Genomic DNA, 24,666 nt, shown 5'->3' with positions numbered 1-24,666 from the left:
TTTATTTTTAATTTTGTATTTATTTTAATTTAATTATTATGCTTATTGTATTATTTGCTTGGAATTGATCTAAATAATATATATTATATTAATAGATTATGAATTAGATAAAAGTGATAATATTTGTCGGGCAGTGATTTATCAATCTTTGCGGTTAACGCCAGCAAGGCCGCAGACCCCTTCAAACACCCCTCATTCCTGTCTACACTGACTGTCACAACAAGAAAGCAGTTCATCAGGTTAATCATGATACTAATCATTTACGCGCATCCTTATCCGCATCATTCTCATGCGAATAAGCGGATGCTTGAGCAGGTCAAGACGCTTGAGGGCGTAGAGATCCGCTCGCTCTATCAGCTCTATCCCGACTTCAATATTGATATCGCTGCCGAACAGGACGCGATTGCCAGGGCCGATTTGATCGTCTGGCAGCACCCGATGCAGTGGTACAGCACCCCCCCGTTACTGAAACTGTGGATCGACAAAGTGTTCTCTCACGGCTGGGCATACGGCCATAACGGCCGGGCGCTGAAGGGCAAAAGCCTGCTGTGGGCAGTCACCACGGGGGGCGGTGAAAGCCACTTTGATATCGGATCCTTCCCTGGTTTTGAGGTGCTGGCGCAGCCGCTACAGGCCACCGCGCTCTATTGCGGCCTGAACTGGCTCCCGCCGTTTGCCATGCACTGCACCTTCGTCTGTGACGACGAAACGCTGCAGGCCCAGGCCCGACACTATAAACAACGTTTACTCGACTGGCAGGAGGCGCACCATGGATAGCCATACGCTGATTCAGGCGCTGATCTATTTAGGCGCCGCGGCGCTAATTGTGCCGGTTGCGGTACGCCTCGGGCTGGGTTCCGTGCTGGGGTATCTGATCGCCGGGTGCGTGATAGGACCGTGGGGATTCCGTCTGGTCACCGACGCCGAGTCGATCCTGCACTTTGCCGAAATCGGCGTGGTGCTGATGCTGTTTGTCATCGGCCTCGAGCTGGACCCGCGGCGTCTGTGGAAGCTGCGTGCGTCAGTGTTTGGCGGCGGGGCATTGCAGATGCTGACCTGCGGCCTGCTATTGGGCGGGTTCTGTATCCTGCTGGGCATGGACTGGAAAGTGGCGGAGCTGATCGGCATGACGCTGGCCCTCTCATCCACGGCTATCGCCATGCAGGCCATGAACGAACGCAACCTGACGGTGACCCAGATGGGGCGCAGCGCTTTCTCGGTGCTACTGTTCCAGGATATCGCGGCCATTCCGCTGGTGGCAATGATCCCGCTGCTGGCGGTTTCCGGAGCTTCCACCACCCTCGGTGCCTTTGCGCTTTCGGCCTTAAAAGTTGCCGGAGCGCTGACCCTGGTGGTCCTGCTCGGGCGATACGTCAGCAGACCATTACTGCGCTTTGTTGCCCGTTCTGGCTTGCGGGAAGTGTTCAGCGCCGTGGCCCTGTTCCTGGTCTTCGGCTTTGGCCTGATGCTGGAAGAGGCGGGGCTCTCTATGGCGATGGGCGCGTTTCTGGCTGGCGTCCTGCTGGCGAGTTCGGAGTACCGCCACGCGCTGGAAAGCGACATCGAGCCTTTCAAAGGGCTGCTGCTGGGGCTGTTTTTCATCGGCGTGGGGATGTCTGTCGACTTCGGAACCCTGGTCACTCATCCGCTGCGCATCGCGATCCTGCTGGTGGGCTTCCTGGTCATTAAAATGGCGATGCTCTGGCTGGTGGCCCGTCCGCTGAAGGTGCCCGGGAAACAGCGCCGCTGGTTTGCCGTGCTGCTGGGGCAGGGGAGTGAATTCGCATTCGTGGTATTTGGCGCGGCCAATATGGCAAACGTGCTCGATCCGGAGTGGGCCAAGGCGCTGACCCTGGCGGTGGCGCTCTCCATGGCGGTAACGCCGCTGCTGCTGGTGGTATTGACTCGTCTGGAAGCGGCCAACAGCGGCCAGGAGCGCGAGGCGGATGAAATCGACGAAGAACAGCCGCGGGTGATCATTGCCGGGTTCGGTCGCTTCGGCCAGATTACCGGTCGTTTGCTGCTCTCCAGCGGTGTGAAGATGGTCATCCTCGATCACGATCCCGACCATATTGAGACCCTGCGTAAATTTGATATGAAGGTCTTTTACGGCGATGCCACGCGCGTGGATTTGCTGGAGTCTGCCGGAGCGCAGAAGGCCGAAGTATTGATCAACGCGATAGACGATCCGAAGAACAGCCTGCAGTTAGTTGAGCTTGCGAAAACCCATTTCCCGCATCTGAAAATCATCTCCCGCGCGCGCGATATCGATCATTACATCAAACTGCGTCAGATCGGCGTCGATGCACCGGAACGTGAAACCTTTGAAGGGGCGCTGAAATCCGGTCGGCTGGCGCTGGAAAGTCTCGGACTCGGGGCGTATGAAGCCCGGGAGCGGGCCGATCTGTTCCGCCGGTTTAATACAGAGATGGTCGAAGAGATGGCGGCAATGGCGGAGAACGATGCCACGTCACGCGCGGCGGTGGTTAAACGCACCAGCGCCATGCTGATGGACATCATCAATGAGGATCGTAATCATCTCTCGCTGACCCAGCGTCACGGCTGGCAGGGAACCGAAGAGGGCAAGCATACCGGCGATCCGGGAGACGAGCCGGAGAGTAAACCATTAGCGTGAAGCGGGGTTGCCAGCAAATATAAAAAATTTCCTGTTCTTTACTCTGCCGCCAGTCGACGAAAGATTAAGCTTTCCGTATAGTGGCGGCAATTTTTTGCATCCGGGAAATAATCAATGATCAGTCTGATTGCGGCGCTTGCGGTAGATCGCGTGATCGGTATGGAAAATGCCATGCCGTGGAATCTGCCTGCCGATCTCGCGTGGTTTAAACGTACTACGTTGAACAAGCCGGTAGTAATGGGGCGCCTGACCTGGGAGTCAATCGGGCGTCCGTTGCCGGGCCGTAAAAACATCGTCATCAGCAACCAGCCTGGCACCGATGAGCGTGTTGAGTGGGTGAAATCCATTGACGAAGCCATCGCTGCCTGCGGCGATGCCGAAGAGATCATGGTGATTGGTGGCGGCCGTGTGTATGAGCAATTCCTGCCGAAAGCGCAGAAATTATATCTGACCCACATTGATGCTGAAGTGGAAGGGGATACCCATTTCCCTGACTACGATCCTGACGAGTGGGAATCGGTATTCAGCGAATTCCATGACGCGGACGCGCAAAATTCGCATAGCTACTGCTTCGAGATCCTTGAACGCCGCTAATGCTTTACTGCACCTTTCCCGACGGGAGAGGTGCAGCTCTCCGCTACGACGCTACCGCTTCCTTCTCGCCTGAATCCAGATGCCGGTTCGACGGCTGAACAAAATAGGCTTTATCTTCCCAGCGCAGACAGGTCAGGTCTCCACCCCAGCAGCAGCCTGTATCCAGACCGTAAATGCCTTCAGGCGTGCCTTTGCCCTCCAGCGACGCCCAGTGACCGAAGATCACGTTGTAATGCTCCGTCACCGGTCCGGGGATGGCAAACCAGGGCTTGAGCGGGGTCGGCGCATTTTCCGGCACATCCTTGCAGTACATATCCAGCTGACCGTTCGGGAAGCAGTAGCGCATACGGGTGAAGGCGTTAGTGATAAAACGCAGGCGCGCCACGCCGCTGAGATCCATGCTCCAGTTGTTGGGCATGTCACCGTACATGGCATCAAGGAAGAAAGGGTAAGAGTCGCTGGAGAGCACGGCTTCGACGTCGCGCGCGCACTCTTTCGCGGTTTGCAGATCCCACTGCGGCGTAATGCCCGCGTGGGCCATCACCAGCTGCTTCTCTTCATCAACCTGCAGCAGCGGCTGGCGACGCAGCCAGTTAATGAGCTCATCGGCGTCTGGCGCATCCAGCAGCGGGGTGATCCTGTCTTTCGGTTTATTACGGCTGATGCCGGCGTAGACCGCCAGCAGATGCAGATCGTGATTGCCAAGGACCAGCCGCACGCTGTCACCCAGCGACTTCACATAACGCAGCACATCCAGTGAGCCAGGCCCGCGCGCAACGAGATCGCCGGTTAGCCATAGCGTGTCGGTACCCGGGGTAAAATCCACCTGCTTTAACAACGCGATCAGTTCATCGTAGCAACCATGAACATCGCCAATGAGATATGTAGACATGTTTAGTGAATGAGTGTTGTAACAGCCAGACGGAAAACAGGAATGGCAACGCGGAATGCATTGCCGTCGGCATCGACCATTTCATAATGGCCCTGCATGGTACCCAGCGGCGTTTCGATTACCGCGCCGCTGGTGTACTGATACTCTTCGCCGGGATCAATGTGCGGTTGTTCACCCACCACGCCTTCGCCCTGCACTTCAATTTCACGACCGTTGCCGTTGGTGATAAGCCAGTAGCGCCCAAGCAGCTGCACAGGCGTCCGCCCCAGGTTACGAATGGTTACCGTATAAGCAAAAACAAAGCGCTCTTCATCCGGTGTGGACTGGGACTCAACATAGATGCTTTGTACGTGAACACATACGCGGGGCGAATCAATCATGGCTTAGCTCTCCTTCGGCGGCGCATTGTCGCTGATGTAATTAGCCAGTTTGCAGTACTGCTCTACGGAGATGTTCTCCGCACGCATTGCCGGGTCGATACCCAGTTCAGCTAACACTTCAACGGTAAACGAATTGCTAAGGCTGTTACGAATCGTTTTACGGCGCTGGTTAAAGGCTTCTGTGGTGACACGGCTCAGTACGCGCAGCTCTTTGACCGGGAACGGCTTCGTTTTATGCGGCACAAGACGCACAACCGCAGATTCCACTTTTGGCGGTGGCGTGAACGCAGATGGCGGCACTTCGAGTACCGGGATCACGTTGCAGAAATATTGTGCCATCACGCTTAAACGACCATACGCTTTACTGTTTGGCCCTGCAACCAGTCGGTTAACGACCTCTTTTTGCAACATGAAGTGCATGTCGGCAATGGCATCAGTATAGCTAAACAGGTGGAACATCAGCGGGGTGGAGATGTTGTACGGCAGGTTACCGAACACGCGCAGCGGCTGACCGAGCTTCTCCGACAGTTCGCCGAAGTTCATGGTCATGGCATCCTGCTGATAAATCGTCAGTTTCGGCCCAAGGAACGGGTGCGTCTGCAGACGGGCTGCCAGATCGCGGTCCAGTTCGATGACGGTCAGTTCATCCAGACGCTCGCCAACCGGCTCGGTCAGTGCAGCCAGACCCGGGCCGATCTCGACCATCGCCTGACCTTTTTGTGGATTGATAGCCGAAACAATACTTTCGATCACGAACTGATCGTTGAGGAAGTTTTGCCCGAAGCGTTTACGGGCTAAGTGGCCCTGATGGACTCGATTAGTCATTGAGTATTAACAATCATTTTGATGGCGAGATTAAGCGCCGTAATAAAACTGCCGACATCTGCTTTCCCCTGGCCCGCTAAATCAAGTGCAGTGCCATGGTCAACAGAAGTACGAATAAAGGGTAAACCGAGGGTGATATTCACGCCGCGGCCAAAGCCCTGGTATTTTAGCACGGGAAGGCCCTGATCGTGGTACATCGCCAGCACGGCGTCTGCATGATCGAGATATTTAGGCTGAAACAGGGTATCGGCAGGCAGCGGCCCGCTGAGATTCATCCCCTGAGCCCGCATCTCATCCAGCACCGGAATAATGGTGTCGATCTCTTCCATACCCATGTGACCGCCTTCGCCCGCATGCGGGTTGAGGCCGCACACCAGCACGTGCGGATCGGCAATACCGAATTTCGTGCGTAAGTCATGGTGCAGGATGGCAATCACATCGCGCAGCAGATCCGGCGTAATGGCTTCGGAAACCGCTTTGATCGGCAGATGGGTGGTAGCCAGCGCCACGCGCAGCTCCTCGGTGGCCAGCATCATCACTACTTTTGCGCAGTGGGAACGCTCTTCAAAATACTCGGTATGGCCGGTAAAGGCCACGCCGGCATCGTTGATCACCCCTTTATGCACCGGTCCGGTGATCAGCGCGGCAAATTCGCCGCTCAGGCAGCCATCACAGGCGCGCGCCAGCGTCTCCACCACATAGTGGCCGTTTTCGGTACTGAGTTGACCGGGAACAACGGGGGTACGCAGCGGGACAGGCAACAGCGTCAGGGTGCCCGCTTGCTGGGGGAGAGGCGCGTTCTCTGCCCGATAGGGCAGCAGGGTGAGCGGCAGATTGAGCTGTTTGGCTCGCGCCTCAAGCACGCTGGCATCGGCGCAGACAACCAGTTCGACCGGCCAGCTGCGCTGGGCAAGCTGGACGACCAAATCAGGACCAATCCCGGCAGGTTCGCCGGGAGTGATAACAACACGATGGTGTTTCATTACTTGCTCAGAACTTTGACGTAAGCGCTGGCGCGTTGTTCCTGCATCCAGGTTGCCGCTTCTTCAGAGAACTTACGGTTGAACAGCATGCGGTACGCACGGTCTTTCTGGGCCGCATCGGTTTTATCCACGCTGCGGGTGTCCAGCAGCTCAATCAGGTGCCAGCCGAAGGTGGAGTGAACCGGTTCGCTCAGCTGACCTTTGTTCATCCGCATCAGCGCATCGCGGAAGGCCGGATCGTAAATATCCGCTGCCGCCCAGCCCAGATCGCCGCCCTGATTCGCAGAACCTGGATCCTGAGAGAACTCTTTCGCGGCGTTAGCGAAGGAGGTTTTACCGCTGCGGATATCGGCGGCAATCTGCTGCAGCTTCGCCCGCGCCTGATCGTCATTCATCAGTGGGGACGGTTTCAGCAGAATATGGCGGGCATGCACTTCGGTGACCGAGATGCTCTGGCTCTGGCCGCGCAGATCGTTCACTTTCAGAATGTGGAAGCCAACGCCGGAACGGATTGGACCGACGATATCGCCTTTCTTCGCCGTGCTTAGCGCCTGGGCAAAGATAGATGGCAGCTCCTGAATACGGCCCCAGCCCATCTGGCCGCCTTTCAGCGCCTGCTGGTCCGCCGAATAGGTGATCGCCAGCTTGCCGAAGTCACCGCCGTTACGCGCCTGATCGACGATAGAGCGGGCCTGGCTGTCCGCCTCAGCAACCTGGTCGGAAGACGGGTTTTCTGAGAGTGGGATCAGGATGTGGCTCAGGTTAAGTTCGGTGCTGGCATCATTCTGGTTACCCACCTGTTTTGCCAGCGCGTCCACTTCCTGCGGCAGGATCGTCACACGGCGACGCACTTCGTTGTTACGCACTTCTGAAATCAGCATCTCTTTACGGATCTGATTCCGGTAGGTCGAATAGCTGATGCCGTCATAGGCCAGACGGCTGCGCATCTGGTCCGCTGACATATTGTTCTGCTTCGCAATGTTAGCGATAGCCTGATCGAGCTGCTCATCAGAGATCTTCACACCCATCTTCTGACCCATCTGCAGAACGATCTGATCCATGATCAGACGTTCAAGGATCTGATGACGCAGTGTGGAATCATCCGGAAGTTGCTGACCTGCCTGACCCGCGTTGAGCTTCACAGACTGCATTAAACCATCAACGTCGCTCTCAAGTACCACACCGTTGTTCACAACGGCAGCGACTTTGTCGACAACCTGTGGGGCCGCGAAGCTGGTATTCGCAACCATAGCGATACCGAGCAGCAGCGTTTTCCAGTTCTTCATACTTTTTCCATATCAATTAACCGCAATGCGGATTACGTTGTAAATCAAGTACATCATAAGGAACTACGGTACGGCAGAATTGGTGAACGCAGCATCTGTTGAGTACCCAGACCATAGTTTGAACTCAGGCCACGCAATTCGATGTTAAAGCCGATGACGTTATCGTACTCGCTCTGATTTTTGTCGACATCCCAGCCGTTAAGCTTACGCTCGTACCCGACACGGATCGCGTAGCAGCAGGAGCTGTACTGCAGACCCAGCATCTGATCGGCCGCCTTACTCTGATTGGTATCAAAGTAGTACGCCCCGACGATCGACCAGCGATCGGCAATCGGCCAGCTGGCGGTACCGCCCACCTGCGAAATACCCTCTTTGTACTGATCGGCATTCGAGAAGTTAGGCAGTGTCGCCTGGATGTATTCCGGGCTGGCGTAACGGTAGCTAAGCTGCACCATCCGGTCTTCATCACGGCGATACTCAATGGCGGCACTGCTGGTAGCAACGTTATCCAGACGCGTATCGTACTGCAGACCGCCACGCAGCCCCCAGCGATCGGTCATGCGCCAGTAGGTGTCGCCGGCCCAGACCAGGGAACCCGTTTTGTTGTTTTTCTCCCAGTTGATGTTGTCATCGCCGGTACGCGATTCTGTGAAGTAGTAGATTTGACCCACAGAAGCATTAAAACGTTCAACGGCAGCATCATCATAAACGCGGGTTGTGACCCCGGTCGTCACCTGGTTGGCTGAAGCAATACGGTCCAGACCACCATATGTACGGTCACGGAACAGACCGCTGTAGTCGGATTGCAGCAGTGACGAGTCGTAGTTATTGATTTTGCTCTGATCGCGATATGGCACATACAGGTACTGCGCGCGCGGCTCCAGCGTTTGGGTGTAACCCTCGCTCCAGTTCATGTCGCGCTCGAAGACCAGCTTGCCGTCCATTTTAAACTGCGGCAGCGTACGGTTAACGGACTCTTCCAGGTTAGTACCGTTGTTGGTGTTGTACGTGTCCAGATTGTCCTGCTGATAGTGAGTCGCCATCAGCTTCACTTCGGTATCCAGGCTGGCCCAGTCGTTTGATACCGGCAGGTTGATTGTCGGCTCAAGATGAAGACGGGTGGCTTCTGGCATATCGGAGTTGGTATTCACGAAATGCACGGCCTGGCCGTAGATACGGGTATCAAACGGGCCGACATCATTCTGGTACCAGTTGACGTCCAGCTGCGGTTCCGCGCCGTAGGTGCTGGCGTTCTGGCTGCTGAATACCTGGAACTGGCGGGTCGACACGGTTGCATCAAAGTTTTTCACCGCATAGCCTGCGCTAAAGATCTGCGTGGCATAACCGTCGGTACTGGAACCGTATTTCGAGGTAAAGTCGTTGAAATAGTAGGGATCGCTGACTTTGGTATAGTTAACGTTGAAGCGCCAGACCTGATCCATCACCCCGGCATGTTGCCAGTAGTATAACCAGCGGTGGCGATCGCCCTCGGTGGGATGCTCGTCTTCAAAGACTTTATCCGATGGCAGATAGTCCAGCTCCATCAGACCTGAACCCGCTTGCGTCAGATAACGGAACTCGTTTTCCCACATGATATTGCCGCGCTTATGGATATAGTGCGGCGTGATCGTGGCGTCCATGTTGGGCGCGATGTTCCAGTAGTACGGCAGATAGAACTCAAAATAGTTTGAGGAGCTGTACTTGGCGTTCGGGATCAGGAAGCCGGAACGACGTTTGTCGCCCACCGGCAGCTGCAGATACGGGCTATAGAAGACCGGCACCGGGCCGAGCTTAAAGCGGGCGTTCCAGATCTCCGCCACCTGCTCTTCGCGGTCATGGATCACTTCGCTGCCGACCACGCTCCAGGTATCAGAGCCCGGGAGACAGGAGGTAAAGGTCCCGTTCTCAAGAATGGTATAGCGGTTTTCACCGCGCTGTTTCATCAGGTCAGCTTTACCGCGCCCCTGACGACCCACCATCTGATAATCGCCTTCCCAAACGTTGGTATCTTTGGTATTCAGGTTCGACCAGGCTTTCGGACCTTTCAGGATGACCTGATTATCGTCATAGTGCACATTACCCAGTGCATCCACGGTTCGTACCGGTTCTGCCGCGCCTTCTGGCTGTTTCTGGTGCAACTGAACTTCATCGGCCAGCAAACGGCTGTTGCCCTGGTTAATATCCACATTGCCGCTAAAGACGGCGTCGTCAGGATAATTCCCTTTCGCATTATCAGCAGTGATGGTGACCGGTAGCGTGTTCGTATCACCCTGAACCAGCGGGCGATCATAGCTGGGCACACCCAGCATACATTGCGAGGCGAGATCGGCTGCCAGACCCTGTTGACTGTACAGGGCAGACGCTATCATCGTGGCCAGGAGGGTGGGGATACGTTTTTTCATACGTTTTATTTATTGTTCCGTCATCAGTGGCTTATCGCTGGCAAACGGTCAGAGACTATCTTACTCATCATCACAGTGCCAGCGTTAATCCTGCCCGTAAACAAGCCGTGGTGATAGGCTCGTTATTGAATGACGAGTATGATAATGCAAATTATAGGCGATGTCCTTCAATTGACCGTGGCCAGGCCACCGGAATGATGGCGTTCGCGGGATCAAATACATCACCATTTGGGGAGTATATGCAGTATTGGGGAAAAATTATCGGCGTGGCGTTCGCTTTACTGATGGGCGCGGGCTTCTGGGGTATCGTTCTGGGCCTGATTATCGGCCATATGTTTGATAAAGCTCGAAGTCGTAAGATGGCCTGGTTTGCCAACCAGCGTGAACGTCAGGCACTTTTTTTTGCCACGACGTTTGAGGTAATGGGCCATCTGACCAAATCCAAGGGGCGGGTGACCGAAGCCGACATCCATATCGCCAGCCAGTTTATGGACCGCATGAACCTGCACGGCGACTCGCGGGCCGCGGCGCAACACGCATTTCGCATCGGCAAGGCGGATAACTATCCCCTGCGCGAAAAAATGCGTCAGTTTCGCAGCATCTGCTTCGGACGCTTCGACTTAATTCGGATGTTTCTGGAGATTCAGATCCAGGCAGCCTTTGCTGACGGCTCGCTCCACCCGAACGAACGCGCGGTGCTGTATGTCATTGCCGAAGAGCTGGGCATTTCCCGTACCCAGTTCGATCAGTTCCTGCGCATGATGCAGGGCGGGGCGCAGTTTGGCGACGGCTATCAGCAACAGCAGGCGGGCGGTGGCGGCTGGCAGCAGGCGCAGCGTGGGCCGACCCTGGAAGATGCCTGTAACGTGCTGGGCGTGAAGCCGACCGATGAGCCAACGACCATTAAGCGCGCCTATCGTAAGCTGATGAGCGAACACCATCCGGATAAGCTGGTGGCGAAAGGTTTACCGCCGGAAATGATGGAGATGGCGAAGCAAAAAGCGCAGGAAATTCAGAAAGCGTACGAGCTCATCAAAGAGCAGAAGGGATTTAAGTAAAGAGAGTTGCCCGGCAGACGAAGCACCGCCGGGCAAAACATCAGAAATCCGCCGGGGCCTTAAAGGTCATCGGCGTACCGTATTCCGGGTGGGTGATGGTCAGCATCTCCGCATGCAGCTGCAGACGCGGCGCCATGGCCCGGGCTTCCGGCGTGGCGTAAAAGCGATCCCCAAGAATCGGGTGACCCAATGCCAGCATATGCACACGCAGCTGATGCGAGCGCCCGGTAATCGGTTTTAACAGTACGCGGGCGCTGTTATCCGCCGCGTACTCCAGCACTTCATACTCGGTTTGCGCCGCCTTGCCGGTCTCGTAGCAGACCTTCTGCATCGGTCGGTTCGGCCAGTCGCAGATCAGCGGCAGGTCAACCAGACCTTCCGCCGGTTGTGGATGTCCCCAGACGCGCGCCAGGTACTGCTTCTTCGGCTCGCGCTCACGAAACTGACGCTTCAGCTCGCGCTCTGCCGCCTTGGTCAGCGCGACCACAATCACCCCGCTGGTTGCCATGTCCAGACGATGCACAGACTCCGCCTGCGGATGATCGCGCTGAACGCGCGTCATGACGCTGTCCTTGTGATCGTCCAGCCTGCCCGGCACGGACAACAGGCCGCTCGGCTTGTTGACCACCATAATGTGCTCATCCTGATAGAGAATGACCAGCCACGGATCCTGCGGCGGATTGTAGGGTTCCATCAACATGTTGCGCTCCGCTTACTGATGCGTCACAACGATGAGACGCAGCGCATCCAGACGCCATCCTGCCTGATTCAGGCTCTCAAGCACCTGCTGACGATTGCTCTCAATCGCCGCCAGTTCATCGTCACGAATGTTCGGGTTCACCGCGCGCAGGGCTTCCAGACGCGACAGCTCCGCCGACAGTTTTTCATCCGCTTCGCTGCGCGCCGCGTCAATCAGGGCACGCGCCGCTTTCTCAATCTGGGATTCACCCAGCTGGAGAATGGCGTGCACATCCTGCTGAACCGCATTCACCAGCTTGCTGCCGGTGTGGCGGTTCACTGCGCTCAGCTGACGGTTGAAGCTCTCAAACTCAACCTGCGCCGCCAGGTTGGTGCCGTTTTTATCCAGCAGCAGACGCACCGGCGTGGCAGGCAGGAAGCGGCTGAGTTGCAGCTGTTTCGGTGCCTGGGCTTCCACCACGTAGATCAGCTCTACCAACAGCGTTCCCACCGGCAGTGCCTTGTTCTTCAGCAGCGAAATGGTGCTGCTACCGGTATCGCCGGAGAGGATCAGATCCAGACCGTTGCGGATCAGCGGATGCTCCCAGGTGATGAACTGGGCGTCTTCGCGGGAGAGCGCCACATCACGCTCAAAGGTGATGGTGCAGCCATCTTCCGGCAGGCCCGGGAAGTCCGGAACCAGCATATGATCCGACGGGGTCAGCACAATCATGTTCTCGCCACGATCGTCCTGGTTGATACCCACGATATCAAACAGGTTCATGGCGAAGCTGATCAGGCTGGTATCGTCATCCTGCTCTTCGATGCTCTCTGCCAGCACCTGGGCTTTTTCGCCGCCGTTGGAGTGGATCTCCAGCAGACGGTCACGGCCCTGTTCCAGCTGGATTTTCAGCGCGTCGTGTTGCTCGCGACAGGTTTTGATCAGATCGTCAAAGCCGTCGGTATTTTCCGGCGTCGCCAGGTAGGCGGTCAGCTCGCTATGCACGCTGTCGTAAATGGTACGGCCGGTCGGGCAGGTATGTTCAAACGCATCCAGCCCTTCGTGGAACCAGCGCACCAGTACCGACTGGGCAGTTTTTTCCAGATACGGGACGTGGATCTGAATGTCGTGCGCCTGACCAATACGATCCAGACGACCGATACGCTGCTCCAGCAGATCCGGGTTGAAAGGCAGATCGAACATCACCAGACGGCTGGCGAACTGGAAGTTACGCCCTTCGGAGCCGATTTCGGAGCAGAGCAGCACCTGGGCACCGCTGTCCTCTTCGGAGAACCACGCCGCAGCGCGGTCGCGTTCAATAATCGACATGCCTTCATGGAACACCGCCGCGCGGATACCTTCCCGCTCGCGCAGAACCTGCTCCAGCTGCAGCGCAGTGGCGGCTTTGGCGCAGATGACCAGCACCTTCTGCGAGCGGTTGGCGGTCAGGTAGCCCATCAGCCACTCCACGCGCGGGTCAAAGTTCCACCAGGTACCGCTGTCGCCTTCAAATTCCTGATAAATCTGCTCCGGATAGAGCATGTCCCGGGCGCGTTCTTCTGCCGTTTTACGCGCACCCATGATGCCGGAGACCTTGATCGCCGTCTGGTACTGGGTTGGCAGCGGCAGTCGAATAGTATGCAGCTCACGTTTCGGGAAGCCTTTCACCCCATTACGGGTATTACGGAACAGGACGCGGCTGGTGCCGTGGCGATCCATCAGCATGGAGACCAGCTCCTGACGCGCGGCGTCGGCACCGTCACGGTCGCTGTTGGCAGCCTGCAGTAACGGCTCGATATCCTGTTCGCCAATCAGGTCGCTGAGGGTGTTGAGTTCCTCGTTGGAGAGGTGCTTGCCCGCCAGCAGCAGGGCCACCGCATCGGCGACCGGGCGGTAATTTTTCTGCTCTTCGACGAACAGCTCAAAGTCGTGGAAGCGGTTGGGATCCAGCAGGCGCAGACGCGCAAAGTGGCTCTCCAGACCCAGCTGCTCCGGGGTAGCGGTCAGCAGCAGCACGCCCGGCACGCGTTCGGCCAGTTGTTCGATGGCCATGTACTCACGGCTCGGGGCCTCTTCGCTCCACACCAGGTGGTGGGCTTCGTCGACCACCATGATGTCCCACTCGGCATCACACAGGTGCTCGAGGCGCTGCTTGCTGCGGCGAACAAAGTCCAGGGAGCAGATCACCAGCTGTTCGGTTTCGAACGGGTTATCGGCATCGTGCTGGGCTTCGGCGTAGCGTTCGTCATCGAACAGGGAGAAACGCAGGTTAAAGCGGCGCAGCATCTCCACCAGCCACTGGTGCTGCAGGGTTTCCGGCACCACAATCAGCACGCGCTCGGCCGCGCCGGAGAGCAGCTGTTGATGCAAAATCATGCCCGCTTCGATGGTTTTACCTAAGCCCACTTCATCCGCCAGCAGGACGCGCGGCGCATAGCGACGGCCGACATCATGGGCGATGTTTAACTGGTGGGGGATCAGGCTGGTGCGCTGGCCGCGCAGGCCGCTCCACGGCATACGGTACTGCTCACTCTGGAACTTACGCGCGCGGTAGCGCAGCGAGAAGCGATCCATACGGTCAATCTGACCGGCGAACAGGCGATCCTGCGGCTTGCTGAAGACCAGTTTGCTGTCGAGCAGCACTTCACGCAGCATCACGTCGGTTTCGTCGGTATCGAGGCGAGTCCCGATATAGGCGAGCAGTCCATTCTCTTCTTTTACGTCTTCAATCTTCAGCTGCCAGCCTTCATGGCTGGTAACGGTGTCGCCCGGGTTGAACATCACGCGGGTAACAGGGGAATCATTGCGAGCATACAGACGGTTTTCACCGGTGGCGGGGAACAGGAGAGTCACCATCCGCGTATCCAGCGCTACCACAGTTCCTAACCCAAGTTCGCTTTCTGTGTCGCTGATCCAGCGTTGACCAAGTGTAAAAGGCATATTTGTTCGGCTCTAATCTTTAATTGCAGGCAATAGTTCAACCACCGATCAGAAATGACGGTAATCGAATAATGGGTCCGGGAATGGAAAGGGCGCTATGGTACTGGATGGCAGCGATTTCGTCACCTGTCAAAATAGCCCCAACTGACCTGTCATCAGTGTAGCAAAGTCATCGTCCATAAAAGGTAAAATTCCGTCTGCCACGGGCTGCAGCTGCCGCGTCAGGTAGTGTTCATAGTCAAGAGGAGCGCGCTGATAATCCACAGGCTCAGGCCCGCTGGTAGTCCAGACATATTTGATGGTGCCGCGGTTCTGGTACTGCGGTGCCCGCCCGAGACGGACGTTCTCCTCATCGGCAAGCCGGGCGGCGCGAACGTGCGGCGGCACGTTACGCTGATACTCCGCCAGCGGGCGGCGCAGGCGTTTGCGGTAGATAAGCTGGTTATCCAGTTCACCCGCCATCAGGCTGGCGATGGTCTCGCGGACAAACTCCTGATAGGGCTCGCGCCGGAAGATTTTCAGATACAGCGCCTGCTGGAAGTGCTGCGCCAGCGGCGTCCAGTCGGTGCGCACGGTCTCCAGCCCTTTAAACACCATCCGCTGCTTTTCTCCCTCCTGGATAAGCCCGGCGTAGCGCTTTTTACTGCCCTGATCGGTGCCGCGGATAGTGGGCATTAAAAAGCGGCAGAAGTGGGTTTCATACTCCAGCTCAAGGGCGCTGGTTAGGCCCGCCTGTTGCAGATGGGCCCGCCACCAGTCGTTCACGTAGGTCACCAGCGCCTGGCCAATGGCGGCCGCCTCCGCTTCGCTGTGCGCGCCCTTGAGCCAGACGAAGGTCGAGTCGGTATCGCCATAGATCACGTCATAGCCCCGGGATTCCACCAGCACTTTGGTCTGACGCATGATCTCGTGGCCACGCATGGTGATCGACGACGCCAGGCGCGGATCGAAGAAGCGGCAGGCGCTGGTGCCGAGCACGCCGTAAAAGGCGTTCATGATGATCTTCAGCGCCTGGGAGAGCGGCTTGTTGCCGTGGCGCTTGGCCTCTTCACGCCCGTGCCAGATCTGGCTGACAATCTCCGGCAGGCAGTGTTTTTCCCGGGAGAAACGCGCCCCGAGGAAGCCTTCGGTGCTGTGCTGTTCATCCGGCTGGGCCAGGCCTTCCACCAGCCCGACCGGATCAATCAGAAAGGTGCGGATGATCGACGGATAGAGGCTTTTGTAATCCAGTACCAGCACCGAGTCGTACAGGCCGGGGCGGGAGTCCATGACATAGCCGCCGGGGCTGGCCTGAGGCGGTACGTCGCCGAGATTCGGGGCCACATAACCCGCCCGGTGCATGCGTGGGAAATAGAGATGGCTGAAGGCGGCTACTGAGCCGCCGTGCCGGTCGGCGGCGAGGCCATTGACCGTGGCGCGCTCCAGCAGGAACGGCATGATCTCGGTTTTGTGAAAAATCCGCGTCACCAGCTCGCAGTCTTTCAGGTTATAGGTCGCCAGGGCCGGTTTATCTTCGGCGAAGCGGCGGTCGATTTCGTCCATCCTGTCCCAGGGGTTGTCGATGGACTTACCTTCTCCGAGTAGCTCCTGCGATACCGACTCCAGCGAAAATGACGAAAAGCTCCAGAATGCTGACTTAAGCGCCTCGATGCCGTCAATGATCAGCCGCCCATTCGCCTGGGCAAAGAAGACGCCATTTTTAAAGCCGTGCTCGCGCCACTCCAGCTCGCTGTTGCCGCGCCCGAGCAGCAAGGGGATGCGGTAGCGCTCGGCGTGTTTTTGCAACACCCGCAGGTCGAACTGCACCACGTTCCAGCCGATGATCACGTCCGGATCGTGCTGTGCAAACCAGGCGTTAAGCTTCTCAAGCAGCTGCGGGCGGCTGTTGACGTAGATAAGCTCAAAATCGAGGCCGGAAGCATCGCCGTTGGCCGGACCGAGCATATAGACCACCCGCTGGCCGCAGCCCTCAATGCCGATGCAGTACAGCTCGCCGTGGCGGGTGGTTTCAATATCCACCGAGGCCCATTTCAGCGGCGGGCGATAGTGTGGGTTGGGTTTGAGGCGGGCATTGTTCAGCCGATCGCCCTGAGGCGTCCCGTCCACCCAGACCGGGGCGGTGATAAAGCGCTCCATCAGAAAGCGTTCCGGGGGACGAACGTCGGCTTCGTACAGCGTCACGCCCGCCTCGCGCAGCAGTTTTTCATAGCGCATCTGCTGACGATGGGCGCGGCAGTAGAGGCCGTAGACCGGGCGACGCTGGAAATCTTTTAGTTCAAGGGGGGTCAGCCGCCAGCCGCTTTCACCGCGCAGCAGCTGTTTGGTTTTTTCGACGTCAGGCTCAGGAATAAAGGCCACGGACTCCTGCGGCGGCAGGGTGATGTGCAGCGGACCGTTATCGGTCGCCAGCCAGAATTCCACTTCGGTACCCTGCGGGGTATCCCGCCAGTGTCGGGTCAGTAAAAAGCCTTCTTGCGCCTGCGCCACGCCGTTCTCTCATAAGACAAAACCAGGCGTGAGTATAGCCTGGTTGCGGGGGTGTTGCTGGGGTTTTATACAGGGGTGTTTTTGCCGGATGGCGCTGCGCTTAACCGGCCTACGGGACCTGTAGGCCCGGTAAGCGTAGCGCCACCGGGCGGGTTTTACTGCCCGTAATAGGCTTTCGCGCCGTGCTTACGCAGGTAATGTTTATCCAGCAGGGTCTGCTGCATATCCGGGAGCTCCGGTGCCAGCTGGCGGCAGAAGATGCCCATATAGGCCACCTCTTCCAGCACGATGGCGTTGTGCACCGCGTCTTCGGCATTTTTGCCCCATGCGAACGGGCCGTGGGAGTGAACCAGCACCCCCGGCATCTGCGCGGCGTCGATCCCCTGTTTCTCGAAGGTTTCGACGATCACGTTCCCGGTTTCCCACTCGTATTCACCGTTGATCTCGGCGTCGGTCATCTTGCGGGTGCAGGGGATGGTGCCATAGAAATAGTCGGCGTGGGTGGTGCCGGTCGCCGGGATCGGTTGCCCGGCCTGCGCCCAGATGGTCGCGTGACGGGAGTGAGTGTGGACGATGCCGCCAATCGACGGGAAGGCCTGATACAGCAGGCGATGGGTCGGCGTATCGGAGGAGGGCTTTTTCGTTCCTTCCACCACTTCACCGGTAGCGATGCTCACCACCACCATATCCTCGGCGGTCATCACCCGATAGTCGACGCCGGACGGTTTAATAACGAATACGCCAGCGTCGCGGTCGACCGCGCTGACGTTGCCCCAGGTCAGGGTGACAAGATTGTGTTCCGGCAGGGCCAGGTTGGCTTCAAGCACCTGACGTTTGAGATCTTCCAGCATGTATCCTCCAGGAAAAAAGGCCCGCCCTGCGGCAGGCCAAAGGTTCCCCTGTTAACGTTTTGAACCGTAATAGACTTCGTTCCAGCGCAGGGCGTCTTTGAACGCCGGCATCCGGGTGTCGTTATCAATCACGGTCAGCTCGATGTCGTGCAGCTCCGCGAACTGACGCATGTCGTTGAGATCCAGCGCATGGCTGAAGACGGTATGGTGGGCCCCGCCTGCCACGATCCAGGCTTCGGACGCGGTCGCCAGATCCGGCTGGGCTTTCCACAGGGCGTTGGCCACCGGCAGTTTCGGCAGGGCGTGCGGGGTTTCCACCGCGTCTACGCAGTTAACCAGCAGGCGGAAACGATCCCCCAGATCGATCAGGCTGGCGTTAATTGCCGGACCGGTGCGGGTATTAAAGATCAGACGGGCCGGATCGGCTTTGCCGCCGATGCCGAGTTGCTGAACGTCGAGGATCGGTTTTTCGTCCACGGCGATCGACGGGCAGACTTCCAGCATGTGCGAGCCCAGCACCAGATCGTTGCCGTTCTCGAAGTGGTAGGTGTAGTCCTCCATAAAGGAGGTGCCGCCCTGCAGACCGGTCGACATCACTTTCATGATGCGTAGCAGAGCGGCAGTTTTCCAGTCGCCTTCCCCGGCAAAGCCGTAGCCCTGCTGCATCAGACGTTGTACCGCCAGGCCCGGGAGCTGCTTCAAGCCGTGAAGATCTTCAAAGGTAGTGGTAAAGGCATGGAAGCCGCCCTGTTCGAGGAAGCGCTTCATGCCCAGCTCGATGCGCGCTGCATCCAGCACGTTCTGGCGTCTGTCACCATTCACCTGTGCCGCCGCCGTCAGGCGGTAGCTGCTTTCATATTCATCCACCAGCGCATTCACATCGCCATCGCTGACCTCATTGACGACCTGCACCAGATCGCCCACCGCCCAGGTATTGACGGAGAAACCAAATTTGATCTGCGCGGCGACTTTATCGCCATCGGTCACCGCCACTTCGCGCATGTTGTCGCCGAAGCGCGCCACTTTCAGCTGACGGGTATCCTGCTTCGATACCGCCTGGCGCATCCACGAGCCGATACGCTGGTGGGCCTGTTTATCCTGCCAGTGGCCGGTCACTACCGCATGCTGCTGACGCATACGCGCGCCGATGAAGCCGAACTCGCGGCCGCCGTGCGCGGTCTGGTTCAGGTTCATAAAGTCCATGTCGATGCTGTCCCACGGCAGCGCCGCGTTGAACTGGGTATGGAACTGCAGCAGCGGTTTGTTGAGGATGGTGAGGCCGTTGATCCACATCTTGGCCGGGGAGAAGGTGTGCAGCCACACCACCAGGCCGGCGCATTTGTCGTCGTAGTTGGCGTCGCGGCAAATATGGGTGATTTCATCCGGCGAGGTGCCCAGCGGCTTGAGCACCAGTTTGCACGGCAGTTTTGCTTCCGCATTCAGGGCGTTGACCACATGTTCTGCGTGCTGAGTCACCTGGCGCAGGGCTTCCGGCCCGTAAAGATGCTGACTACCAATCACAAACCACACTTCATAATTATTAAAAATCGTCATTATCGTGTCCTTAATGTGTCAGGGTTGCCGTAGATTCCGGGATGCTCTTAACCGGGGCGGCGACAGGGAGATAGTGCTGCTCAGCGCTCTTCGCCCACTGCTGGTAGCGCTGATAAAGTTGTTCAAAACGTTGCGCCTGTTGTGGGCGCGGCTGCAGGGTGCTTTCCACCTGGCTCGCCATATGCTGCTGCGCCGTCGGGATGTCGGCATGGACCCCCGCCGCGACCGCAGCGAAGATCGCCGCGCCCAGAGCACAGCACTGATCCGAGGCGACAATCTGCAGCGGACGGTTCAGCACGTCGCAGCAGGCCTGCATGATCACCGGGTTCTTACGGGCGATACCGCCCAGGGCCATCACCTCATTAACGGCGATCCCCTGCTCGGTGAAGCACTCCATGATGGCGCGTGCGCCAAAAGCGGTGGCGGCCACCAGCCCGCCGAACAGCGCCGGAGCGTCGGTGGCGAGGTTCAGGTCGGTGATAACGCCTTTCAGACGCTGGTTGGCATTCGGCGTGCGGCGACCGTTAAACCAGTCGAGCACCACCGGGAGATGCTCCAGCGACGGATTTTTGGCCCAGGCTTCGGTGAGCTGCGGCAGAATTTGTTTCTTGCTGGCGTCAATCTGGGTTTTCAGTTCCGGGTGTGCAACTGCCAGCTGATCCAGCGGCCAGCCCAGCACGCGGCCAAACCAGGCGTAGATGTCGCCGAAGGCGGACTGGCCCGCCTCGAGGCCAATAAAGTCAGGTACCACGCTGCCGTCCACCTGGCCGCAGATGCCTTTCACGGCGCGGTCGCCGACGCTGGCTTTGTCGGCGGTCAGAATGTCGCAGGTGGAGGTGCCGATCACTTTCACCAGCGTATTTGGCTGAGCGCCCGCACCCACCGCGCCCATATGGCAGTCAAATGCCCCGCCAGAAATCGCCACCTGCTGCGGCAGGCCAAGGCGTTCTGCCCACTCGGCGCAGAGGGTCCCCACCGGGATATCGGCGGTCCAGGTGTCGGTAAACAGCGGGTAGTCGAGGTTCTGGTTGATGATCGGGTCGAGTTCGTCAAAGAAGGCGGCAGGTGGCAGGCCACCCCAGCTTTCATGCCAGAGGGATTTATGTCCGGCGCTGCAGCGGCCGCGACGGATATCCTGCGGGCGCGTGGTGCCGGAGAGCAGGGCCGGAACCCAGTCGCACAGCTCAATCCACGATACCGCCGCCTCGGCAACGCGCTGATCCTCACGGGTAACGTGCAGGATCTTTGCCCAGAACCATTCGCTGGAGTAGATGCCGCCGATGTAGCGGGAGTAGTCGCTTTTGCCAGGCTGATGGCACAAACGGGTGATGGCTTCGGCTTCTTCCACCGCGGTATGGTCTTTCCACAGCACGAACATGGCGTTCGGGTTGTCGGCAAACTCCGGACGCAGGGCCAGCACGTGGCCGTCGGCGTCAATCGGGGCCGGGGTGGAGCCGGTGCTGTCCACGCCGATACCGACGATCTGGCTGCGCTGTGCTTCGCTTAACTCTGCCAGCACGGTTTTGATCGCCGCTTCCATCGACTCGATGTAGTCGCGCGGGTGGTGGCGGAACTGATTGTTCGGCGCATCGCAGAAGCGCCCCTCCTGCCAGCGTGGGTACCACTCAACGCTGGTCGCTATCTCCTGACCCGTTGTGCACTCCACTGCCAGGGCGCGTACTGAGTCACTGCCAAAATCGAGGCCAATCGCAATTGCCATGGTGTTGCTCCATCAAAAAAACAGATATGCATGAACATTAGAGAGTGAGGGGGAAAATCGTCAGGCAGGATCCGCTAATCTTATGGATGATTTTGCTGTGACATGGGAAAGTGTGACGCCGTGCAAATAATCGATGTGGACATTTCTGCCGTGGTTATAGACACTTTTGTTACTGCCGACCCGCTCGATGTTACGGTTAAATTGCAACGGAAGCGTTAAGATGGCGGACCTAAAAGCGGGCTGATACCTTTTCGTTCTTTGGCTGGCCCGTTTTTATGCCGCTTTTGTTGATATGGACAAATGGTTTCCTTCAGGACCGTCAGGAGTACAGACAATATGGCTGAAACGCAAAGTGATCCCCTGCTGCCGGGCTACTCGTTTAACGCGCATCTGGTGGCGGGGCTGACGCCCATCGAGGCCGACGGCTATCTCGATTTTTACGTTGACCGACCGCTGGGGATGAAGGGCTATATCCTCAACCTGACCGTGCGCGGGGAGGGGGTAATCAAAAATGGCGACCAGACCTTCGTCTGCCGTCCGGGGGATATTTTGCTCTTCCCGCCGGGGGAGATTCACCACTACGGTCGCCATCCTGACGCCAGGGAATGGTATCACCAGTGGGTCTACTTCCGCCCCCGCGCCTACTGGCATGAGTGGCTGGCCTGGCCGGCGATGTTTGCCCATACCGGTTTTTATCGCCCGGATGAGGTTCATCAACCGCAGTTTCGTGAGCTCTTTGCCCAGATCATCGAGGCCGGGCAGGCGGGAGGGCGCTATGCCGAACTGCTGGCGATCAACCTGCTGGAGCAGCTCCTGCTGCGCCGGATGGAGGCGATCAACGAATCCCTGAACCCGCCGCTGGATCACCGGGTGCGCGAAGCCTGCCAGTACATCAGCGATCATCTGGCGGACAGCCAGTTTGATATCGCCAGCGTCGCCCAGCACGTCTGCCTGTCGCCGTCGCGTCTGTCACATCTGTTCCGCCAGCAGCTGGGGGTGAGTGTCCTGAGCTGGCGCGAGGATCAGCGCATCAGCCAGGCCAAGCTGCTGCTCAGCACCACCCGGATGCCGATTGCCACCGTCGGACGCAACGTCGGTTTTGAGGATCAGCTCTATTTCTCCCGGGTGTTCAAAAAATGTACCGGGGCCAGCCCGAGCGAATTCCGCGCAGGCTGTGAATAGAAGTTGACTGCTCCCCGCCCTGAAGGGCGAGGATTCCCACTTCACTGAGCCGAACCTAAGCCGCTTTATGCGATTCAGGATTTACTGGCTCTCCATGGGCTAACACTGCCAGCCCGGCAGCTTTGATATTACGGGCCGCGTTAACGTCACGATCATGGTCTGCGCCGCATTCAGGGCAGTGCCATTTACGAACATCAAGAGGCATTTTTTGCATGGTGAAGCCGCAGCAGCTACAGCGTTTTGAGGACGGGAAAAACGGGTCAATGGCGACCACTGACCGCCCCGCCCACTCGCCTTTGTACTGGAGCTGGCGCACAAGTTCGCTCCAGCTCGCGTCTGCTATCGCTCTGGACAGTGACGGGTTGCGGATCATGTTCTTCACTTTGAGGGATTCGACGCAAACAACTTGATTATCGTTAATGAGTTTGCGGGTGGTCTTGTGCAGGGCATCCATCCGGCAATCGGCAATTTTCGCGTGGAGCCGGGCCACCTTTAAGCGGGCTCTGGCGCGGTTCTTTGAGCCTCTGGCCTTTTTGCTTAACCGGCGCTGGAGTAGCGCCAGGCGTGCCGCGTATTTAGCGGTATGGCGGGGATTGCCGGACCTGAATCCGGTATCAGTGACGAACAAATCTTTTAAACCAACATCAATGCCGACCATGGAAGCGGTGATCGGCAGTGATGCAGGTTCAAATTCGCAGAGACAGGAAACGAAGTATCGCCCGGCAGCATCGCGGGTGATGGTAATGGATGATGGCGAAGACGGCAGCTCACGGCTCCAGCGCACGTCCAGCGGCGCGGCGCTCTTTGCCATGTACAACTTGCCATCACGGTATTTAAACGCCGTATTCATGAAGGTAGCGGCCTGTTTATGGCGCTTACTTTTGAATGCCGGGTATGCGGCACGTCCGGCGAAGAAATTCTTGAACGCGTCCTGCTGGTGGCGTATCGCTTGCTGGAGCGGCACGGCTGAAACATCGCGCAGGAAAGCATATTCCGGCATGGCTTTCAGGGCTGTCAGTCGCTTATCGGCCTGAGGATAGCCGATTTTCTCCTGCCGTTCGTAGTACGCGTCAGTGCGCCAGCGGAGGATTGAATTGTAGACAAAACGCACGCACCCGAACGTTTGAGCCAGTAGCTCAACCTGATCGGATGTTGGATAGAACCGGTATTTATAGGCGCGTTTCATATGGCTTACAAAATACGCTGAAACTTGTAAGCCATATTGACGGAGGTCAACGAGTGTTACGCAGATACCGCGCTTTTATCTCCGCCCGATTGGGCGAGGCTTTACGCGCTTCAACGGTAAATAAAACTAAACATATTCGCTGAATGCCGTTCACACCCGGTAAACTATTCAGACAATTGTTGTCTTGACGCAGCAGGCCTCTGTTCGCAGAATCCCTGCTTCGCCACCTGACCGGAACTGTTATGCAGGCATTGCTGGAACATTTCATTACCCAGTCCGTTACTTACTCGCTTATCGCTGTGGCGTTAGTGGCCTTTCTTGAATCCCTGGCGCTGGTCGGACTGATTTTGCCCGGCACGGTGATGATGAGCGGGCTCGGCGCGCTGATCGGCAGCGGCGAAGTGAACTTCTGGCAGGCGTGGCTGGCGGGGATCGTCGGGTGTCTGCTGGGGGACTGGATCTCATTCTGGCTGGGCTGGCGCTTTAAAAAACCGCTCCACCGCTGGTCGTTCATGAAGAAGAACAAAGCCCTGCTTGATAAAACCGAGCACGCCCTGCATCAGCACAGCATGTTTACCATTCTGGTGGGCCGCTTTGTCGGCCCGACGCGTCCGCTGGTGCCGATGGTGGCGGGGATGCTGGATCTACCGGTGACCAAGTTCATCGTGCCGAACCTGCTGGGCTGCCTGTTCTGGCCACCGATCTACTTCCTGCCGGGCATTCTGGCCGGGGCGGCCATCGATATTCCTGCCGGGGTGCAGAGCGGCGGCTTTAAGTGGCTGCTGCTGGCGACCGCGCTGCTGCTGTGGCTGGCGGCATGGCTCTGCTGGCGACTGTGGCGCAGCGGAAGAGCCTCCGCGGATCGTCTGAGTCACTATTTGCCGCGCGGGCGCTTATTCTGGCTGGCACCCGTCACCCTGGGGATTGCCGTAGTAGCGCTGGTGGCCTTGATTCGCCACCCGCTGATGCCGGTTTACGGTGAGATTTTATTGAAGGTCGTCAGCCGCTGACC

Annotated in this window: 19 protein-coding genes; 6 read left to right on the top strand and 13 right to left on the bottom strand. The window is 57.8% G+C overall.

Features of this window, described 5'->3' with window-relative positions; all coding sequences use genetic code 11:
* The first annotated feature begins 246 nt into the window (after nucleotides 1–246).
* The 3 genes from kefF (at nucleotide 247) to folA (ending at nucleotide 3,229) form a co-directional block, all read left to right on the top strand.
* Nucleotides 247–777 (top strand): glutathione-regulated potassium-efflux system oxidoreductase KefF, encoded by a 531-nt coding sequence (kefF, locus tag M8318_RS05810; protein WP_262661348.1) that lies wholly within the window; start codon nucleotides 247–249, stop codon nucleotides 775–777.
* Nucleotides 770–2,635, top strand: a complete 1,866-nt coding sequence (gene kefC / locus M8318_RS05805) for a glutathione-regulated potassium-efflux system protein KefC (protein WP_262661346.1) — start codon at nucleotides 770–772, stop codon at nucleotides 2,633–2,635. Before kefF ends, kefC begins: the two co-directional genes overlap by 8 nt.
* Before the next feature lie 114 nt (nucleotides 2,636–2,749).
* A complete protein-coding gene (gene folA, locus M8318_RS05800; RefSeq protein ID WP_262661345.1) occupies nucleotides 2,750–3,229 on the top strand; it encodes a type 3 dihydrofolate reductase in 480 nt (159 codons plus the stop codon).
* Between the two features lie 43 nt (nucleotides 3,230–3,272).
* Here the strand turns inward: folA and apaH are convergent, their stop codons facing one another.
* From apaH to lptD, 6 genes are read right to left on the bottom strand one after another with little or no spacing between them, the layout of a single operon-like run.
* Nucleotides 3,273–4,121 carry a bis(5'-nucleosyl)-tetraphosphatase (symmetrical) ApaH gene (gene apaH, locus M8318_RS05795; protein WP_106994203.1) on the bottom strand — a complete coding sequence of 283 codons (849 nt, stop codon included), beginning with the start codon at nucleotides 4,119–4,121 and terminating at the stop codon, nucleotides 3,273–3,275.
* Between the two features lie 2 nt (nucleotides 4,122–4,123).
* Nucleotides 4,124–4,501: a Co2+/Mg2+ efflux protein ApaG gene (gene apaG, locus M8318_RS05790; protein ID WP_106994204.1), complete on the bottom strand. Its 378-nt coding sequence runs from the start codon at nucleotides 4,499–4,501 to the stop codon at nucleotides 4,124–4,126.
* Nucleotides 4,502–4,504: 3 nt separating this feature from the next.
* On the bottom strand, nucleotides 4,505–5,326 hold the full coding sequence (gene rsmA / locus M8318_RS05785; RefSeq protein WP_106994205.1) for a 16S rRNA (adenine(1518)-N(6)/adenine(1519)-N(6))-dimethyltransferase RsmA: 822 nt from the start codon (nucleotides 5,324–5,326) through the stop codon (nucleotides 4,505–4,507).
* Nucleotides 5,323–6,309, bottom strand: coding sequence for a 4-hydroxythreonine-4-phosphate dehydrogenase PdxA (gene pdxA, locus M8318_RS05780; RefSeq protein ID WP_262661341.1), 987 nt, complete (start codon nucleotides 6,307–6,309; stop codon nucleotides 5,323–5,325). Before pdxA ends, rsmA begins: the two co-directional genes overlap by 4 nt.
* Complete coding sequence (gene surA / locus M8318_RS05775; RefSeq protein ID WP_262661340.1) at nucleotides 6,309–7,595, bottom strand: peptidylprolyl isomerase SurA; 1,287 nt, start codon at nucleotides 7,593–7,595, stop codon at nucleotides 6,309–6,311. Before surA ends, pdxA begins: the two co-directional genes overlap by 1 nt.
* 53 nt (nucleotides 7,596–7,648) lie before the next feature.
* Nucleotides 7,649–9,997 carry an LPS assembly protein LptD gene (gene lptD, locus M8318_RS05770; RefSeq protein WP_262661339.1) on the bottom strand — a complete coding sequence of 783 codons (2,349 nt, stop codon included), beginning with the start codon at nucleotides 9,995–9,997 and terminating at the stop codon, nucleotides 7,649–7,651.
* Between the two features lie 239 nt (nucleotides 9,998–10,236).
* Here lptD and djlA point away from each other — a divergent pair, with 239 nt between their 5' ends.
* On the top strand, nucleotides 10,237–11,055 hold the full coding sequence (gene djlA / locus M8318_RS05765) for a co-chaperone DjlA (RefSeq protein WP_142488203.1): 819 nt from the start codon (nucleotides 10,237–10,239) through the stop codon (nucleotides 11,053–11,055).
* 40 nt (nucleotides 11,056–11,095) lie between these two features.
* Here djlA and rluA read toward each other — a convergent pair whose 3' ends face one another.
* From rluA to araB, 6 genes are all read right to left on the bottom strand, one after another.
* A complete protein-coding gene (rluA, locus tag M8318_RS05760; RefSeq protein ID WP_225759592.1) occupies nucleotides 11,096–11,755 on the bottom strand; it encodes a bifunctional tRNA pseudouridine(32) synthase/23S rRNA pseudouridine(746) synthase RluA in 660 nt (219 codons plus the stop codon).
* Between the two features lie 12 nt (nucleotides 11,756–11,767).
* Nucleotides 11,768–14,674: an RNA polymerase-associated protein RapA gene (gene rapA, locus M8318_RS05755; protein WP_262661337.1), complete on the bottom strand. Its 2,907-nt coding sequence runs from the start codon at nucleotides 14,672–14,674 to the stop codon at nucleotides 11,768–11,770.
* Between the two features lie 129 nt (nucleotides 14,675–14,803).
* Nucleotides 14,804–17,161 carry a DNA polymerase II gene (gene polB, locus M8318_RS05750; RefSeq protein WP_262661335.1) on the bottom strand — a complete coding sequence of 786 codons (2,358 nt, stop codon included), beginning with the start codon at nucleotides 17,159–17,161 and terminating at the stop codon, nucleotides 14,804–14,806.
* 155 nt (nucleotides 17,162–17,316) lie between these two features.
* Nucleotides 17,317–18,012, bottom strand: coding sequence for an L-ribulose-5-phosphate 4-epimerase (gene araD, locus M8318_RS05745; RefSeq protein ID WP_262661333.1), 696 nt, complete (start codon nucleotides 18,010–18,012; stop codon nucleotides 17,317–17,319).
* A gap of 51 nt (nucleotides 18,013–18,063) precedes the next feature.
* On the bottom strand, nucleotides 18,064–19,566 hold the full coding sequence (gene araA, locus M8318_RS05740) for an L-arabinose isomerase (RefSeq protein ID WP_262661332.1): 1,503 nt from the start codon (nucleotides 19,564–19,566) through the stop codon (nucleotides 18,064–18,066).
* 10 nt (nucleotides 19,567–19,576) lie between these two features.
* Complete coding sequence (araB, locus tag M8318_RS05735; RefSeq protein ID WP_262661330.1) at nucleotides 19,577–21,286, bottom strand: ribulokinase; 1,710 nt, start codon at nucleotides 21,284–21,286, stop codon at nucleotides 19,577–19,579.
* 336 nt (nucleotides 21,287–21,622) lie between these two features.
* Between araB and araC the strand changes: the two genes are divergently transcribed.
* Complete coding sequence (araC, locus tag M8318_RS05730; RefSeq protein WP_262661328.1) at nucleotides 21,623–22,468, top strand: arabinose operon transcriptional regulator AraC; 846 nt, start codon at nucleotides 21,623–21,625, stop codon at nucleotides 22,466–22,468.
* A gap of 55 nt (nucleotides 22,469–22,523) precedes the next feature.
* On the opposite strand, the gene M8318_RS05725 is transcribed toward araC, so the two are convergent.
* Entirely contained in the window at nucleotides 22,524–23,654 is a 1,131-nt protein-coding gene (locus M8318_RS05725; RefSeq protein ID WP_262661327.1) for an RNA-guided endonuclease InsQ/TnpB family protein, read from the bottom strand.
* Nucleotides 23,655–23,896: 242 nt separating this feature from the next.
* On the opposite strand from M8318_RS05725, the gene M8318_RS05720 reads away from it, so the two are divergent.
* Nucleotides 23,897–24,664 carry a DedA family protein gene (locus M8318_RS05720; RefSeq protein WP_262661326.1) on the top strand — a complete coding sequence of 256 codons (768 nt, stop codon included), beginning with the start codon at nucleotides 23,897–23,899 and terminating at the stop codon, nucleotides 24,662–24,664.
* Nucleotides 24,665–24,666 lie beyond the last annotated feature (2 nt).

This window comes from Leclercia tamurae (assembly GCF_025566055.1).
GTDB classification, from domain to species: Bacteria; Pseudomonadota; Gammaproteobacteria; order Enterobacterales; family Enterobacteriaceae; genus Enterobacter; species Enterobacter tamurae.
This window is presented reverse-complemented; position numbering and strand designations above follow the sequence as displayed.